This is a genomic window from Streptomyces auratus, assembly GCF_050433025.1.
GTDB classification, from domain to species: Bacteria; Actinomycetota; Actinomycetes; order Streptomycetales; family Streptomycetaceae; genus Streptomyces; species Streptomyces sioyaensis.
The window spans coordinates 4,251,220-4,266,952 of sequence record NZ_JBNGCB010000001.1 but is presented as its reverse complement, the minus strand read 5'-3'; the positions used below and the strand labels follow the sequence as shown (position 1 = coordinate 4,266,952).

Sequence of the window (15,733 nt, the reverse complement as noted above, 5' to 3'; positions counted from 1 at the left end):
TGGACGCACATTCCGAACGACCACAGACGACGACGAGGGACGGGCGAGCGCGTGGCCGAGGCGGCAGGGTTCCAGGCGACTGAACGGCCGCGTGGTCGATGGCTGCGAAGGACCGTGACACTGCTCACTGGAGTGCTCCTTCTCGTGGGGCTGCTCCAGGTCCCGCACGCTCCCTCCGCCCAGGCGGCTCCCACCGGCTCCCGGACGGTCGATGTGACGATCGACTCGATGTCCCCGGCCGCCCCGTCCAAGGGCGACACGGTCACCGTCTCCGGCACGCTGATCAACGACGGCCGCAGCACGATCACGGACGCCAAGGTCGCCATGCACCGCGGCGCCCCCATCGGCGGCCGCAGCTCCATCGAGAGCCTGTCCCGTCGCACCGGCTATCTGCCGGGCGCGGACGGCGAAGCGGTCGACGGGCACACGGAGAAGATCGGCAAGCTGGAGCCCGGCGTCAGCCAGCCCTTCAGCCTCAGCGTGCCGGTCAAGGATCTCGACCTCGGCAAGGACGGGGTGTACCAGCTCGGTATCTCTCTGTCAGGGCGCTCCGCGTCCGCGCCGTCCGGGCAGGTCCTCGGCTTCGACCGGACGTTCCTCCCCTGGCAGGAGTCCGACGCCGAGAAGAAGACGCAGCTCACGTACATGTGGCCGCTGATCTCCTCCACACACCTCACCGCGGAGACCGACGCCGACGCCCAGCAGACACCGGTCTTCCGTGACGACGACCTCGCTGCCGAGCTCGCGCCCGGTGGCCGGCTGCAACAGATGGTCGCGCTCGGCAAGAACCTCCCGGTGACCTTCGTCATCGATCCCGACCTGCTCGCGACGGTCGACGCGATGACCAAGTCGTACCGGGTGAACGGCCCGGACGGCCCCATGGGCAAGAACCAGGCGGTCGCCAAGCAGTGGCTGCACGAGCTCGAGGAAGCGGTCAAGACGCACGAGGTGGTCGCGCTGCCCTTCGCCGACCCCGACCTGGCCTCGCTGGCCCACCATGGCAAGGGCGTGCCCAGCGCGCTCAGCCACCTCGGCCCGGCCACCGACCTCGCCGACAAGACCGTGGACACGATCCTCGGCGTCAAACCGCGCACGGACTTCGCCTGGCCCGTCGACGGCGCGATCGACTCCTCCATCGTCGATGTCGCGACCTCGGCCGGTGCACACAACGTGATCACCCGCAGCGACAGCCTCCGCGAGGCCGGCGGGCTGTCCTACACCCCGACGGCCGCCCGGCCCATCGGCGGCGGCAACACCGCCGTCGTCGCGGATGCGCAGCTCTCGCGGGCCTTCGAAGGCGATATGTCGAAGGCGGGAAACTCCGCCCACGCGGTCCAGGAGTTCCTCGCCCAGACCGAGATGATCAACCTTGAGGACCCCGGCCGGCAGCGCAGCATCGTTGTCGCACCGCAGCGCATGCCGTCGGTCAGCCAGGCCCAGGCGATGGCCACCGCGCTACGGGATCTCAAGCAGTCCGACCGCTGGACCCAGCCGCTGAACCTCGGCAGCGCGGCCAAGGCCAAGCCCGACCGCGCGGCCACCCGTCACGTCCCGAGCGGCAGCGCCTACCCGTCGTCGCTGCGCCGGCAGGAACTCCCCACCGAGGCCTTCCGGCAGATCCAGAGCACCCAGTCCGCGCTCGACGACTACCAGGTGATCCTGGCCCAGCCGGAGCGCGTGGTCACCCCGTTCGGCAACGCCATAATGCGGGAGATGTCGACGCAGTGGCGGGGAGACCCCACCGGCGCCAAGGCGTTCCGTCACTCCGTCCGCAGCTACCTCGACGGCCTGACCAAGAAGGTGCACCTGATCCAGAAGTCGGAGGCGACGCTCTCCGGGCGCAGCGCCACGATTCCGGTGACGGTCCAGAACAACCTGGTCCAGGGCGTCAAGGACATGACGCTGAAGCTGACCTCTTCCCAGCCGAACCGTCTGGACGCAGGGAAGCCGCAGACGATCACCGTGGACGGCGGGCACAGCCAGTCGTTCAAGTTCGACACCACAGCGAATGCGAATGGTCGGGCGTGGGTAACCGCCCAGCTCTACACATCGGACGGAAAGCCCTACGGTGACCCCATGACGTTCCAGGTGAACGTCACGGAGATCACCGCGACGGTGATGCTCGTCATCGCCGGCGGCGTGCTGCTGCTCGTCCTCGCCGGCGTGCGGATCTACCTCCAGCGCAAGCGGGCGGCCGGCCAGCGTGCCGAGGACGGCACCGACGGAGAGGGAACCGACGGCGACGGAACCGATGGAGACGGGACCGACGGCGATACGGGCACAGACGGCGACAACGGCGGCACGGACGGCGACGAGCCCGAGCAGCCGAGTGACCCCACGCCGGACACCGGTTCGGAAAGCTCCGACCCGTCCGGCTCAGGTGAGAAAGTAGACCGTTGATAGATGGCGGGGCCGGATGGCCGGCTACGGATGAGGTGGGGCAGCGATGAATTCGCCGTACGACGGTGACCGGGGCCGGGGCGCCAGTGGCGACCCCAACGGGCCGGTCCCTCCGACGCCCCCCTTGCCCGCGGACCAGGACCCCTACGTCCAGGACGCCTACCGCAACGATCCGCACCGCGCCCAGGACCCGACGGCACAGGATCCGGTGACCGACGCGCTCTACGACCGCGCCGCGCACCCGCCGCCGCCCCCGGGGCAGCCCACGCAGCCGCTCTACCAGCAGCCTGCCGCCGGACGACACGCCCCCGATCCGCAGCTGTGGGCCTCACCTCCGCCGCCCGAGCCCCAGGGGCCCAGCCGCAACCTTCCGTACGGCGACGCCGCGGCGACCACCCAGTTCGTGGGCGTCGACGACCTGATCACCCAGGCCTCCCAGGAACGTCCGGAGCCGGATGCCTTCGCGCATCTCTACCGGGACCAGCAGCACTACGAGCCCCAGCACCCACCCGCGGCACCCGGCCCGGAGGCCGTACCGCAGCAGCCCGCGCCGGCGCCGGAGCCCGACCCCGTGGCGGCAGCCGGCAAGCCGTCCGGTGGCCGGGCCTCCGGCCTGCTCAAGTCCAGCGCGGTGATGGCCGCCGGCACGATGGTGTCCCGTCTGACCGGCTTCGTCCGCTCGGCGCTGATCGTCGCGGCGCTCGGCGGTGCGGTGCTGGGTGACTCCTGGCAGGTCGCCTACCAGCTTCCGACGATGATCTTCATCCTGACCATCGGCGGCGGTCTGAACTCCGTCTTCGTCCCGCAGCTGGTGCGCGCGATGAAGGAGGACGACGACGGCGGCGAGGCCTATGCCAACCGGCTGCTGACCCTGGTCATCGTGGTTCTCGGCGTGCTGACGGTCCTGGCGGTCGTGGCCGCGCCACTCCTGGTGAAACTGGTCTCCTTCGACATCTCCCGTGACCCGGCGGCCAACGAGGTCGCGGTCGCATTCACCCGCTACTGCGTGCCCACGATCTTCTTCATGGGCCTGCATGTGGTGATGGGCCAGATCCTCAACGCCCGTGGCCGCTTCGGCGCGATGATGTGGACCCCGGTCCTCAACAACATCGTCATGATCGCCACCTTCGGCCTGTTCATCTGGGTCTACGGCACCGCGAAGACCTCGCACATCGGCGTCACCACCATCCCCGACCAGGGCATCCGGCTCCTGGGCATCGGCACCCTTCTCGGGCTCGTCGTCCAGGCGCTGGCCATGATCCCGTACCTGCGCGACGCCGACTTCAAGCTCCGGCTGCGCTTCGACTGGCGGGGGCACGGCCTGGGCAAGGCCGCCAAGCTCGCCAAGTGGACGGTGCTGTTCGTGCTCGCCAACCAGGCGGGCGTCCTCGTCGTCACCCAGCTCTCCACCTGGGCCGGTAACACCGCCGACCAGCAAGGACACCCGGGCACCGGCTTCATCTCGTACGCCAGCGCCCAGCTGATCTGGAACATGCCACAGGCGATCATCACCGTCTCCGTGATGGCGGCGCTGCTGCCGCGGCTGGCACGGTCCGCGCACGACGGTGACACCGGCGCCGTCCGGGACGACATGTCGCAGGGCCTGCGCACCTCCGCCGTCGCCATCGTCCCGATCTCGTTCGGCTTCCTGTCCCTCGGCATCCCGCTGTGCACGCTGGTCTACGGCTCGTCCGGCGCCGGGGTCCCGATGGGCTACATGCTGATGGCCTTCGGCGTGGGCCTGATCCCGTTCTCGGTGCAGTACGTCGTCCTGCGCGCCTTCTACGCGTACGAGGACACCCGCACCCCCTTCTACAACACGGTGATCGTCGCCGCCGTGAACGCCGTGGCCTCCGCCCTGTGCTTCCTGGTCCTGCCTGCCCGCTGGGCCGTGGTCGGCATGGCTGCCTCCTACGGCCTGGCGTACATCATCGGCGTCGGCGTGGCCTGGCAGCGGCTGAGCAAGCGGATGGACGGCGATCTCGACACCGCGCACGTCGTCCGGACCTACGCCCGGCTGGCCGGCGCGAGCATCCCGGCCACGATCATCTCCGGGGCGGCGGTCTACGGCATCATGCAGACGCTCGGCAGCGGGGTCCTCGGGTCGCTGGCCGCTCTGATCGTCGGCGCCGCCGCACTTCTGGCGGTGTTCTACGTCGCCGCACGCAAAATGCGCATCGAGGAACTGAACGCCCTGGTCGGCATGGTCCGGTCGAAGCTGGGGCGCTGAAAGAGCACAACCATCGACTGCCACCGTGTGTCGTGCATAGTGGCGGACTGTGGGCACAATTGTCTTGGCTCATTGAGCCTGCAACGGATGGGGAGGCAGGAACGACGGTGGCGGAACGGAGCACGGCTGCCGTCGACGTGGCTGACACGAGCGGTGAAGAACCGCTGACCGCCAAGGCGGGTAAGGCCACGGACGACGGTGCTAAGGCCGAGAAGGTATCCGGCAGGGAAAACGACGCCGCAGGCACCGACGAGGAGCGTGCCGAGGCGATCGAAGCCCAGCCACCGGAACTGCACAGCGGCCACAAGCTTGCCAGACGTTATCGCCTCGAGGAGTGCGTCACCCGTCTGGACGGATTCAGCAGCTGGCGCGCGGTCGACGAAAAGCTGCGCCGCGCCGTCGGCGTACACATCCTGCCGGCCGAGCACCCACGCGCCCGGCCGGTGCTGTCCGCCGCCCGATCCTCGGCGCTGCTCGGTGACCCCCGGTTCGTCCAGGTCCTGGACGCCGTCGAGGAGAACGACCTCGTCTACGTCGTCCACGAGTGGCTGCCGGACGCCACCGAGCTCACCACGGTGCTCGCCAACGGCCCGCTGGAGCCGCACGACGCCTACCAGCTCGTCAGCCAGGTCTCCCAGGCCATGGCCGCCGCGCACCGCGAGGGGCTGTCCCATCTGCGGATCACCCCCGGCTCGGTGCTGCGGACGGAGTCCGGGCAGTACCGCATCCGCGGCCTGGCCGTCATGGCGGCACTGCGCGGCATCACCTGCGAGCACCCGCAGCGCACGGACACGGAGGCGATCGGCGCGCTGCTCTATGCCGCGCTGACCCAGCGCTGGCCGTACGAGAACGACGCCCACGGCCTCACCGGCCTGCCGAAGGGCGTCGGGCTCATCGCGCCCGACCAGGTGCGTGCCGGCGTGCACCGCGGTCTGTCCGAGCTCGCCATGCGCGCTCTGATCAACGATGGCGCCACAGCGTCCCGCCAGGAACAGCCCTGCACCACCCCCGAGGAACTGGCCAAGGCCGTCGCGGCCATGCCGCGCATCCGGCCCCCGGAGACGGCGTTCACCACGCCGCCGCCGTACCAGCGCACGGGGTATCAGCAGGGCAGTCACCGGCAGACGTCGGTCCACAGCGGCCCGTCGGCCCGGCAGACGCAGCCGGTCGCCACGCCTCCGCCGCCCCTGCAGAGCCGCACCGGCCGGGCCCTGAAGTGGTCTGTCTCCGCCCTGCTCATCGCTGCGCTGGGGCTGGGCAGCTGGCAGCTGGCGGACACGCTGCTGAAGCGGGAGCACGACCAGGACGAGCCGCAGAACTCCCAGCCGCAGCAGGGAGCCAAGAAGAAGCCAGCGAAAACCCTGCCGATCGTCGGTGCCACGGAGTTCTCCCCGCTCTCGGAGGCGTTCTCCGCGGACAAGGCCTCCGCCGCGGCGGACGGCGACCCGTCGACCGCGTGGGTGACCAAGCGGTTCAAGGGGTGGCCGAACTTCGGAAACCTGCCGAACCGCAAGGACGGCAGCGGCGTCGTCATAGACCTCGGTAGCGCCAAGGACGTCTCCGGCGTGCAGGTCAGCATGTACCGCCCGGGCCAGACCGCAGAGATTCTGGCCGCCGCACCCTCCGCATCGAATCCGGCCTCTCTCAGTGACTTCTCCCAGCGGATCGCGACGTCGTCGAAGGCCGGCGACAAGCTGACGGTGAAGCTGGACAAGCCTGTGAAGACCCAGTACGTCCTGATCCACATCACCGCGCTGCCCAGCGACGGGGAATCAGGCTGGTTCCGAGGCGGAATTTCCGATGTGAAGGTCACCGGCTGATCCGCCGGTGATCCGGCGAGCGAGGCACTGACTGCGCAGAGACCTGGCGCCGAACCCGTGCGGTTCGGCGCCAGGTTGCTTTGTGGCCCCAGACAGGGCCCAAGTAGTGCCATAAGCTGTGCGGCGGGCCTTGCGACCGAGGAACGATCTTGGTGAGACCACGTCAGTCCCAAAGGGAGGGGGTCTTTTCATGAGCTCGCTGGACGACTGCAGCGATCAAGACCTCCTCAGCCGCCACGTCGCCGGCGACCCCGATGCTTTCGGGGAGATCGTCCGGCGCCATCGCGACCGGCTCTGGGCGGTGGCGCTGCGCACCCTCGGTGACCGCGAAGAAGCCGCCGACGCCGTGCAGGACGCCCTGGTGTCCGCCTATCGCGCGGCCCATACCTTCCGTGGCCAGTCCGCCGTCACCACCTGGCTGCACCGCATTACGGTCAATGCGTGTCTGGACCGAGCCCGCAAAGCTGCCTCGCGGCGCACTTCGCCCGTCGCCGAGACCGAGCGGCTGGAGCAGCTTCTCGAACCTGAGGAATCCGCCGCGGCGCCGGCCGAGCGTGAGGACCTGCACCGCGAGTTGCTCGGTGCCCTGCGCACCCTTCCCGAGGAACAGCGGGCCGCTCTGGTCCTCGTCGATATGCAGGGCTACCCCGTCGCGGAAGCCGCAGAGATCCTGGATATCCCCACCGGCACGGTGAAAAGCCGCTGTGCACGGGGCCGTGCCCGGCTCCTTCCCTTGGTCACCCATCTGCGCGCCGACGACGGGGGTAGCAAACCCGCGAGCGGGGGAAGGAACCGGGCGCAGGGGACATCCGTCCCACCGACGGCAGGACCCAAGGACACAGGTGCCGTGAAGGGCGGAGGTGGGCGAGCGTGACATCGACTACCGGCACGGGGGAGCACCCCGGGGGCGAGCACCCGGAGGTCGCCGAGATCTCCGACCTCACGGACGGCCTGCTGTCCCCCACCCGCACCGCGGATCTGCGCCACCATCTCGCCACGTGCGCACTGTGTGCGGACGTCTACGCCTCGCTGGAGGAGATCCGGGCGCTGCTCGGCACGCTCCCCGGCCCGGTGCGAATGCCGGCCGATGTCGCCGGTCGCATCGATGCCGCCCTCGCGGCCGAGGCGCTGCTGGATGCCACGGCTCCCCCCGGCGGAGTCACTGTTTCACGTGAAACAGTGACCGCTCCGGTCGCCGTTTCACGTGAAACCAAGGACGAGCCGCCCAGCCGTGCCGCGCCGCCCACCCGGCCCGCCGGGCGCCCTCGGGGCTCCTCGGGTCCGGGTCGGCCCTCGCCGGGGAGCCGCTCGTCCCGTGCTCGGCGCTGGCCCCGGATCCTGCTCGGGAGCGCCGCGGCCGCGGCGGTTCTGAGCTTCGGTGGCTTCCTGCTCCAGAACGCCGCTCTCGACGGCACCCAGGCAAGCGCTCCCCACCCCCATGCCACCACCGAGAAAAGCACCACTGCGGCAGGCGATCTGACCGCCGCCAACCTTGGCGCACATGTCGACGATCTGCTGGCGTCCAAGGGCTCGCACAAAACCCCGGATCTCGGCACCCGAAGCTCCCCCGACAGCCCGCTGCGCGGCAGCGCCGACACCGTTCCCTCGTGCGTACGCCAGGGCATCGGGCGTCCGGAAGCTCCGCTCGCGTCCAGCCACACCCGCTACCAGGGCAAGGACGCCTACCTCGTGGTGCTGCCGGACCCGGCCGACCCGAAGCGTGTCTCTGCGTATGTCATCGCGTCCTCGTGTGTCTCCGCCACACCACCCGCTCCCGGAAAGGTCCTGCTGACGCACTCGTACCAGCGAGACTGAGCGACGAGACGTGCGCTGTGACACTCCGGGAATGCTCGCCCCGTAGGATCCGTTGGGTGGGGTGAGAGATTCCGAGAGCCCCAGCAAGCAGTCGGCAGAGACAAGGAAGACACCCGTGAGCGACGTCCGCAACGTGATCATCATCGGCTCCGGGCCCGCGGGCTATACCGCAGCGCTCTACACCGCCCGCGCGTCCCTGAAGCCGCTCGTCTTCGAAGGTGCTGTCACCGCCGGAGGCGCGCTGATGAACACCACCGACGTGGAGAACTTCCCCGGCTTCCGCGACGGCATCATGGGGCCGGACCTGATGGACAACATGCGCGCCCAGGCCGAGCGCTTCGGCGCCGAGCTGGTGCCGGACGACGTCATCGCGGTCGACCTCTCCGACGAGATCAAGACCGTCACCGACTCCGCCGGAACCGTCCACCGCGCGAAGACCGTGATCGTCAGCACCGGCTCCCAGCACCGCAAGCTCGGTCTGCCCCGTGAGGACGAGCTGTCCGGCCGCGGCGTCTCCTGGTGCGCCACCTGCGACGGCTTCTTCTTCAAGGACCAGGACATCGCCGTGATCGGCGGCGGCGACACCGCGATGGAGGAGGCCACGTTCCTCTCCCGCTTCGCCAAGTCGGTCACGGTCGTCCACCGCCGTGACACCCTGCGCGCCAGCAAGGCGATGCAGGAGCGTGCCTTCGCCGACCCGAAGATCAAGTTTGTGTGGGACAGCGAGGTCGCCGAGATCCACGGCGAGAGCAAGCTGTCGGGCCTGACACTGCGCAACCTCAAGACCGACGAGACCGCCGAGCTTCCCGTCACCGGACTGTTCATCGCGATCGGCCATGACCCGCGGACCGAGCTGTTCAAGGGGCAGCTGAAGCTCGACGACGACGGCTACCTCAAGGTCGATGCGCCCAGCACGCGTACCAACCTGACCGGTGTCTTCGCCGCCGGCGATGTCGTCGACCACACGTACCGCCAGGCGATCACCGCGGCCGGCACCGGCTGCTCCGCCGCCCTCGACGCCGAGCGGTTCCTCGCTGCGCTGTCGGACGGCGAGGCGACGGCCGAGCCGGACAAGACCGCCACCGTCTGATCCTCGCACCCAGCTTTCCCATCACCCACCCAGTAAGGAGATTGCCATGGCCGGCGCCACGGTGACCGTCACGGACGCCAACTTCGAAGAGGTCGTCCTCAAGAGCGACAAGCCCGTTCTCGTGGACTTCTGGGCCACCTGGTGCGGCCCGTGCCGCCAGGTCGCCCCGTCCCTGGAAGCCATTGCCGCCGAGCATGACGAGATCGTCATCGCCAAGCTGAACACCGACGAGAACCCGGCGACCACCGCCAAGTACGGCGTCATGTCGATCCCGACGATGAACGTCTACCAGGGCGGCGAGGTCGTGAAGACCATCGTCGGCGCCAAGCCGAAGGCCGCGATCGTCCGCGACCTCGAGGACTACCTCGCCTGAGGCACCCCGTCACGTTTCACGGGAAACGGGCCCACCCCCTCGCGGGGTGGGCCCGTTCTCTGTTTCACGGGAAACAGCGCCTCACAGCGGCCGCAGCGCGGGCTCCTTCTGTACGGCTCCCAGCAAACGGTCGAGCGCCAGCTCGACGTCTTCCTTCCACGAGATGGTGCTCCGCAGCTCAAGGCGAAGCCGGGGAAAGCGGGGGTGAGGTCGTACGGTCTTGAAGCCCACCGCAAGGAGATGATCAGCGGGCAGCACACATGCCGGCTCGCTCCAGCGGGCGTCGCCAAAAGCCTCGATGGCCTTGAAACCGCGCTGGATCAGGTCCTTGGCGACCGTCTGGACCATCACCCGTCCCAGCCCCTGGCCTTGGTAGCCGGGAATGAGCCAGGCCGTCAGCAGCTGCACCGCGTCCGGCGACACCGGACTGGTGGGGAAGGCCGTGGAGCGCGGCACATAAGCCGGTGGGGCGTACATCACGAAGCCCACGGGCACCTCGTCGACATAGACCACCCGCCCGCAGGACCCCCACTCCAGCAGTACTGCCGAGATCCAGGCTTCCTTCTCCAGCTCGGGACGACCCGTTTTTACCGCGGCCTCGCCGCTGACGGGGTCGAGCTCCCAGAAGACACAGGAGCGGCAGCGCTTGGGGAGATCCGGAAGGTTGTCCAGCGTGAGCGGTACGAACCGACGGCCCATGAACCCAGGTCCTCACTTCCCTCGCCTGCCGCACCGCGCAGCACCGTCAGTGCCGCCTGCTCTCTGAGCAGACCTCCAACGAATCCTCCAACGGCTGCGAGGCTGAACCCCGCGGCCAACAGTCCGGTGCGGCTCACCGATCGCATGGCCCTCTCCTCGGTATGAGGTGTCTCCACATGGATGCGTGCCATACCCGAACGCATCGTAACCACCCTTTACGGGCACGGGTACCGCAAGAGAGCAAAGGGCGGGCCGTGTTCCGGTATGGACTCCGGAACACGGCCCGCCCAGGGCCGAGGGGTCAGCTCACTCTTCTTCGCGGCTCTCCTCGGCCAGTGTCTGGCCCAGGACGCGGCCCTCACCAGGGGCGAGGGTGCCAAGGATGCGCTCCAGATCGTCCATCGAGGCGAACTCGACGACGATCTTTCCCTTCTTCTGTCCCAGGTCGACCTTCACCCGGGTCTCGAAGCGGTCGGACAGCCGTGAGGCGAGACCCGTGAGCGCGGGGGACACCCGGGTACCCGCACGGGGCCCCTTGGCCTTGCTCGCACTCTGGGGTGTCGTCCCCATCAGTGTCACGATCTCTTCGACCGAACGGACCGAGAGCCCCTCCGCAACAATGCGGCGAGCAAGGTGGTCCTGCTCTTCCGAGTCCTCCACGGACAGCAGCGCGCGGGCATGTCCCGCGGAAAGCACACCTGCGGCAAGCCGCTTCTGTACGGACGGCGAGAGCTTCAGCAGCCGCAGCGTGTTGGAGACCTGTGGACGCGAACGCCCGATCCGGTCGGCCAGCTCGTCATGGGTGCACTTGAAGTCCTTGAGCAACTGGTCGTACGCAGCTGCCTCTTCCAACGGATTGAGCTGTGCCCGGTGGAGGTTCTCCAGCAAGGCGTCGAGCAGCAGCTTCTCGTCGTCGGTGGCCCGCACGATCGCAGGGATCTTCTCCAGGCCGGCCTCACGGCACGCCCGCCAGCGGCGCTCGCCCATGATGAGCTCGTACCGCCCCGGTCCCGTCTGGCGGACCACCACCGGCTGGAGCAGACCCACCTCCTTGATGGAGGTCACCAGCTCGGCAAGGGCATCCTCGTCGAAGACCTCGCGCGGCTGGCGGGGGTTCGGCTTGATCGCATCCAGCGGCACCTCGGCGAAGTGCGCGCCGGATACCTCAGAGACGCCCGTCTCCGATGTCTCCCTCCCGACCGGTGCTTCCGTTTCACGTGAAACACCGTGCGCCGGCAGCGAGGTCACCTTGGCGGCCGCTACTCCTCGCTCCGTGGTCAAGACCGGTACGGAGGACGGTGACGTCGCACCCTGTCCTGCGGTTCCAGCATGGTCCGTGCTCTGCGGTGCCGCGGGGATCAGCGCACCGAGCCCACGGCCCAGGCCTCTACGTCGTTCGCTCACTGCGTCCCCTCCGAGATGCTGTGCTGTGCTTCATAGTTCACGCTGAGGCCCTGGCCCCCGGTCTGCGGGACCCCACGCAATGCGATCTCGCGGGCCGCTTCGAGGTAAGAAAGCGAGCCGCTGGATCCCGGGTCATAGGTGAGCACCGTCTGCCCGTAGCTGGGTGCCTCGGAGATGCGCACCGACCGGGGGATGCTCGTACGGAGCACTTCGTGGCCGAAGTGGCTGCGCACCTCATCGGCGACCTGAGAGGCCAGCCGGGTGCGCCCGTCGTACATGGTGAGCAGGATGGTCGAGACATGGAGCGCAGGGTTCAGATGCCCTCGCACCAGGTCGACATTCCGCAGCAGCTGGCCCAGCCCCTCAAGGGCGTAGTACTCGCACTGAATCGGGATCAGTACCTCGGCGCCGGCAACCAGAGCGTTGACCGTCAGCAGGCCGAGGGAGGGCGGGCAGTCGATGAAGATGTAGTCCAGCGGCTGTTCATACGCCTTGATGGCCCGGTCCAGCCGGCTCTCGCGTGCCACCAGCGAGACCAGCTCGATCTCCGCACCTGCCAGATCGATCGTGGCGGGCGCACAGAACAGGCCCTCCACATCCACGACCGGCTGCACCACATCGGAGAGGGGCTTGCTCTCCACCAGCACGTCATAGATGGACGGCACTTCGGAGTGATGGTCGATCCCCAGCGCCGTCGAGGCGTTGCCCTGCGGGTCAAGGTCGATCACCAGCACGCGTGCACCGTGTAGAGCCAAGGAGGCCGCCAGGTTCACCGTGGTCGTGGTCTTTCCGACCCCGCCCTTCTGGTTGGCAACCACCATGACCCGAGTCTGTTCAGGCCGGGGCAGCCCCTCACCCGCGCGGCCAAGTGCCTCCACCGCCAGCTGAGCTGCACGACCGATCGGGGTGTCGTCCATCGGGGGCGGCGTTTCACGTGAAACGTCGTCCCCGAACGACTCGCTACGGGGACCGGGGACCGGATCGGTCATCGGTCCCGCGATGTTGGCGTCGGACCGCAAGGATTCACTCTCCTCGACAGAGGGCTCGCAATGTTCAGAGCCTGCCATGCTTTCGGTGTCGTGAACCAGTGAGGTCCGTTCTCCTGTGGACGAACCCACTTCTGTGGATACTTCCGTGACCCTTGTGGGCCTGCGGTCGCGCGGCGCGGCGGCCGCACGACCACGGCCGATGATCCCTTGCAGCAGAGAACGACGTTTCACGTGAAACACGATGCCAGCGTCACGTCTGAATGAGCCGCGACACTCCGTCTTGTGTCGTTTTGATGGCATTTACGGAATTTGCCGATCCTCCTTCACGGACCGGCAGACTCCACGCCTCACTCAGTGCTGATCTGTATCACTCCGACATCAACGTCGGCGACCCCTCGATACCCGGCTCGCCCGCGCCGCTTTCGCCCGCTTGGCCGCGAAGCGCACTCCGCCCGGGCTCTCGCCCACCTCGACCCGCACGACGGTGGAGGGCGGATCCACGATGCCCTCGCCGACATGCACCACCGAGGTCTCCACCACGCCAAGCTTGCTCAGCGCCGCCCGGGCACCCTTGAGCTCCTCCTCCGCGGCATCGCCCTTGAGCGCCAGCATCTCTCCGTAAGGACGCAGCAGCGGAACGCCCCAGCCGGCCAGCCGGTCGAGCGGAGCCACCGCGCGCGCCGTCACCACATGCACCTGAGGAAGCTTGCCCATGACCTCTTCGGCCCGGCCGCGCACGACTGTGACATGGTCCAGCCCCAGCAGCTCGACGACCTCCTGAAGGAAGTTCGTACGTCGCAGCAGCGGCTCCAGGAGCGTGATCTTCAGATCCGGGCGCACCAGGGCGAGCGGGATACCGGGCAGCCCCGCCCCCGAGCCCACATCACAGACCGTGACGCCCTCGGGCACCACCTCGGAGAGCACCGCGCAGTTCAACAGATGCCGCTCCCACAGGCGCGGCACCTCGCGCGGGCCGATGAGCCCTCGCGTCACGCCGGCGTCGGCGAGCAGTTCGCCGTACCGCACGGCCTCCGCAAAACGCTCGCCGAATACCTCCTCCGCCGCTTTCGGCGGAGGAGGGAGCTCCGCTGCTGCCTCCGTCACGGGGACCGCCCTTCCTTTGGACTGCTTTTCCTGCCGGGAACCCGGGTCAACCACCCGGGATAACACAGAACGCTGACAACTTTTGGCCCCGCCTGCGAGCAGACGGGGCCAAAGAAAAACGGGAGTGAGGGGTCAGGCCGGGAGGACGACCACTCGGCGCTGCGGCTCCTCGCCCTCGGACTCGCTCCGGAGCCCGGCGGCGGCCACCGCGTCATGGACGACCTTGCGCTCGAAGGGCGTCATCGGGTCGAGCTTCACCGGCTCACCGGTGCCCTTGCACTCCTCGGCCGCCTTCGCACCGATCTCCGCAAGCTCCTCACGCTTACGCGCCCGGAAGCCGGCGATGTCCAGCATCAGACGGCTGCGGTCACCGGTCTCGCGGTGAACGGCCAGGCGGGTCAGCTCCTGCAGCGCCTCCAGCACCTCACCGTCGCGGCCCACGAGCTTCTGCAGGTCACGGCTGCTCGAGTCGCTGATGATCGACACGGCGGCACGGTCGGCCTCGACATCCATGTCGATGTCGCCATCGAGGTCGGCGATGTCCAGCAGGCCCTCGAGATAGTCGGCCGCGATCTCGCCTTCCTGTTCCAGGCGGGTCAGGGTGTCGGTGCCCTCGGCGGCAGGGGTCGTGTCCGTCACGAAAGGGACTCCTTCTTACTTCTTCGACGGGTGCTTGGGCTGCTGGCCCTTGCGCTGTCCGGACTTGGTGGTGCGGGACCCGGAGGCGCCGCCCTTCTCCTTGCCGCCCTGCGCGTCCTTCTTCTCCAGCGACTGCTTCTTCCGGGCACCCTGACCGGAGCCCGCCGTGTCGGCGTCCGTGTCACGCGCCGCAGATCCGGCTCGCGTACGGTTCTGCGCACCGCCGGCCGGGGCGCCGCCGGTCTGCCGCTTGGCCTTCGTCTGGCGCTTGGGCTGCTGACGGTGCTGGCGCGCCTCCTCGGCGGCCTGCTTCGCCGCGACCTCGGCCGGGTCCTCGACGAGCTTGCCGGCGGCCCGCAGCCGCTCCTGACGCTCTGCGAAGGCCTTGCTGCCCGGGGTCGGGTTACGACGGATGACGAACATCTGCTGGCCCATGGTCCACACGTTGGTGGTCAGCCAGTAGACGAGAACACCGACGGGGAAGTTGATGCCGAAGACGGCGAACATGATGGGGAAGACGTACATCAGCATCTTCTGCTGCTGCATGAACGGCGTCTTCACCGTGAGGTCGACGTTCTTGGTCATCAGCTGGCGCTGCGTGTAGAACTGCGACGCAGACATCAGGACGATCATGATGATCGTGACCACGCGGACGTTGGTGACCGAAGCGCCGAGGCTCTCGATCTTGGCCGCGCTGTCCATGAACTTCGCCGCGAGCGGGGCACCGAAGATGTGCGCCTTCTGCGCGCTCTCCAGCAGCGACTGGTCGATGACGCCGACCGTCTTGTTCTGCGCGATGTGGCTCAGAACCTGGTACAGCGAGATGAAGAACGGCGACTGGGCCAGAATCGGGAGACAGCTCGAGAGCGGGTTGGTGCCCGTCTCCTTGTAGAGCTTCATCATCTCTTCGGACTGGCGCTGCTTGTCGCTCTTGTAGCGCTCCTGGATCGCCTTCATCTTCGGCTGGAGCGCCTGCATGTTCCGCGTCGACTTGATCTGCTTCACAAAGAGCGGGATCAGGCAGATACGGATCAGCACCACCAGCGAGACGATGGACAGACCCCACGCCGCGCCACTGTCCTTGTCAAAGATGAGGCTGTAGAACGAGTGGAACTGGACGATGATCCAGGAAACAGCGATATAGAGGGGACCGAGGATCGTGTCCACGAA

General features: G+C 68.3%; 13 protein-coding genes. 7 read left to right on the top strand and 6 right to left on the bottom strand.

Translation table 11 applies throughout. The features are described from left to right. Positions 1-114 precede the first annotated feature (114 nt). The 7 genes from BKA18_RS18580 to trxA all read left to right on the top strand — a co-directional run bounded on the left by BKA18_RS18580 (position 115) and on the right by trxA (position 9,728). Complete coding sequence (locus tag BKA18_RS18580; RefSeq protein ID WP_040898849.1) at positions 115-2,400, top strand: DUF6049 family protein; 2,286 nt, start codon at positions 115-117, stop codon at positions 2,398-2,400. Positions 2,401-2,446: 46 nt separating this feature from the next. Then, positions 2,447-4,630: a murein biosynthesis integral membrane protein MurJ gene (murJ, locus tag BKA18_RS18575; protein ID WP_366047911.1), complete on the top strand. Its 2,184-nt coding sequence runs from the start codon at positions 2,447-2,449 to the stop codon at positions 4,628-4,630. 107 nt (positions 4,631-4,737) lie between these two features. Next, positions 4,738-6,450 (top strand): serine/threonine protein kinase, encoded by a 1,713-nt coding sequence (locus BKA18_RS18570; protein WP_366047912.1) that lies wholly within the window; start codon positions 4,738-4,740, stop codon positions 6,448-6,450. A 190-nt stretch (positions 6,451-6,640) separates the two neighbouring features. After that, positions 6,641-7,324 (top strand): RNA polymerase sigma factor SigM, encoded by a 684-nt coding sequence (gene sigM, locus BKA18_RS18565; RefSeq protein WP_006604413.1) that lies wholly within the window; start codon positions 6,641-6,643, stop codon positions 7,322-7,324. Further along, a complete protein-coding gene (locus tag BKA18_RS18560) occupies positions 7,321-8,265 on the top strand; it encodes an anti-sigma factor family protein (RefSeq protein WP_366047913.1) in 945 nt (314 codons plus the stop codon). The genes sigM and BKA18_RS18560 overlap by 4 nt, the downstream gene beginning before the upstream one ends. Positions 8,266-8,380: 115 nt before the next feature. Further along, a complete protein-coding gene (trxB, locus tag BKA18_RS18555; RefSeq protein WP_129245870.1) occupies positions 8,381-9,355 on the top strand; it encodes a thioredoxin-disulfide reductase in 975 nt (324 codons plus the stop codon). 46 nt (positions 9,356-9,401) lie between these two features. Next, on the top strand, positions 9,402-9,728 hold the full coding sequence (gene trxA, locus BKA18_RS18550; RefSeq protein WP_329149064.1) for a thioredoxin: 327 nt from the start codon (positions 9,402-9,404) through the stop codon (positions 9,726-9,728). Positions 9,729-9,809: 81 nt separating this feature from the next. On the opposite strand, the gene BKA18_RS18545 is transcribed toward trxA, so the two are convergent. The 6 genes from BKA18_RS18545 to yidC form a co-directional block, all read right to left on the bottom strand. Beyond that, complete coding sequence (locus tag BKA18_RS18545; protein ID WP_006604417.1) at positions 9,810-10,427, bottom strand: GNAT family N-acetyltransferase; 618 nt, start codon at positions 10,425-10,427, stop codon at positions 9,810-9,812. Positions 10,428-10,733: 306 nt separating this feature from the next. Further along, positions 10,734-11,831: a ParB/RepB/Spo0J family partition protein gene (locus BKA18_RS18540; protein WP_366047914.1), complete on the bottom strand. Its 1,098-nt coding sequence runs from the start codon at positions 11,829-11,831 to the stop codon at positions 10,734-10,736. Further along, on the bottom strand, positions 11,828-12,898 hold the full coding sequence (locus tag BKA18_RS18535) for an AAA family ATPase (protein WP_093484167.1): 1,071 nt from the start codon (positions 12,896-12,898) through the stop codon (positions 11,828-11,830). The genes BKA18_RS18540 and BKA18_RS18535 overlap by 4 nt, the downstream gene beginning before the upstream one ends. A 300-nt stretch (positions 12,899-13,198) precedes the next feature. Then, positions 13,199-13,924, bottom strand: a complete 726-nt coding sequence (gene rsmG / locus BKA18_RS18530; RefSeq protein ID WP_006604420.1) for a 16S rRNA (guanine(527)-N(7))-methyltransferase RsmG — start codon at positions 13,922-13,924, stop codon at positions 13,199-13,201. A 132-nt stretch (positions 13,925-14,056) separates the two neighbouring features. Further along, complete coding sequence (locus BKA18_RS18525; RefSeq protein WP_006604421.1) at positions 14,057-14,563, bottom strand: Jag family protein; 507 nt, start codon at positions 14,561-14,563, stop codon at positions 14,057-14,059. Between the two features lie 15 nt (positions 14,564-14,578). Next, the gene (yidC, locus tag BKA18_RS18520; protein ID WP_366047915.1) at positions 14,579-15,730 is read right to left on the bottom strand and encodes a membrane protein insertase YidC; all 1,152 of its coding nucleotides are present in this window, start codon (positions 15,728-15,730) and stop codon (positions 14,579-14,581) included. Between the last annotated feature and the right edge of the window lie 3 nt (positions 15,731-15,733).

What these genes read in the sequence shown, in the direction of transcription:
- sigM (WP_006604413.1), top strand. Translation starts at nt 6,641, where the DNA reads ATGAGCTCGCTGGACGACTGCAGCGATCAAGACCTCCTCAGCCGCCAC.
- BKA18_RS18545 (WP_006604417.1), bottom strand. Translation starts at nt 10,427, where the DNA reads ATGGGCCGTCGGTTCGTACCGCTCACGCTGGACAACCTTCCGGATCTC.
- BKA18_RS18535 (WP_093484167.1), bottom strand. Translation starts at nt 12,898, where the DNA reads ATGGCAGGCTCTGAACATTGCGAGCCCTCTGTCGAGGAGAGTGAATCC.
- trxA (WP_329149064.1), top strand. Translation starts at nt 9,402, where the DNA reads ATGGCCGGCGCCACGGTGACCGTCACGGACGCCAACTTCGAAGAGGTC.
- murJ (WP_366047911.1), top strand. Translation starts at nt 2,447, where the DNA reads ATGAATTCGCCGTACGACGGTGACCGGGGCCGGGGCGCCAGTGGCGAC.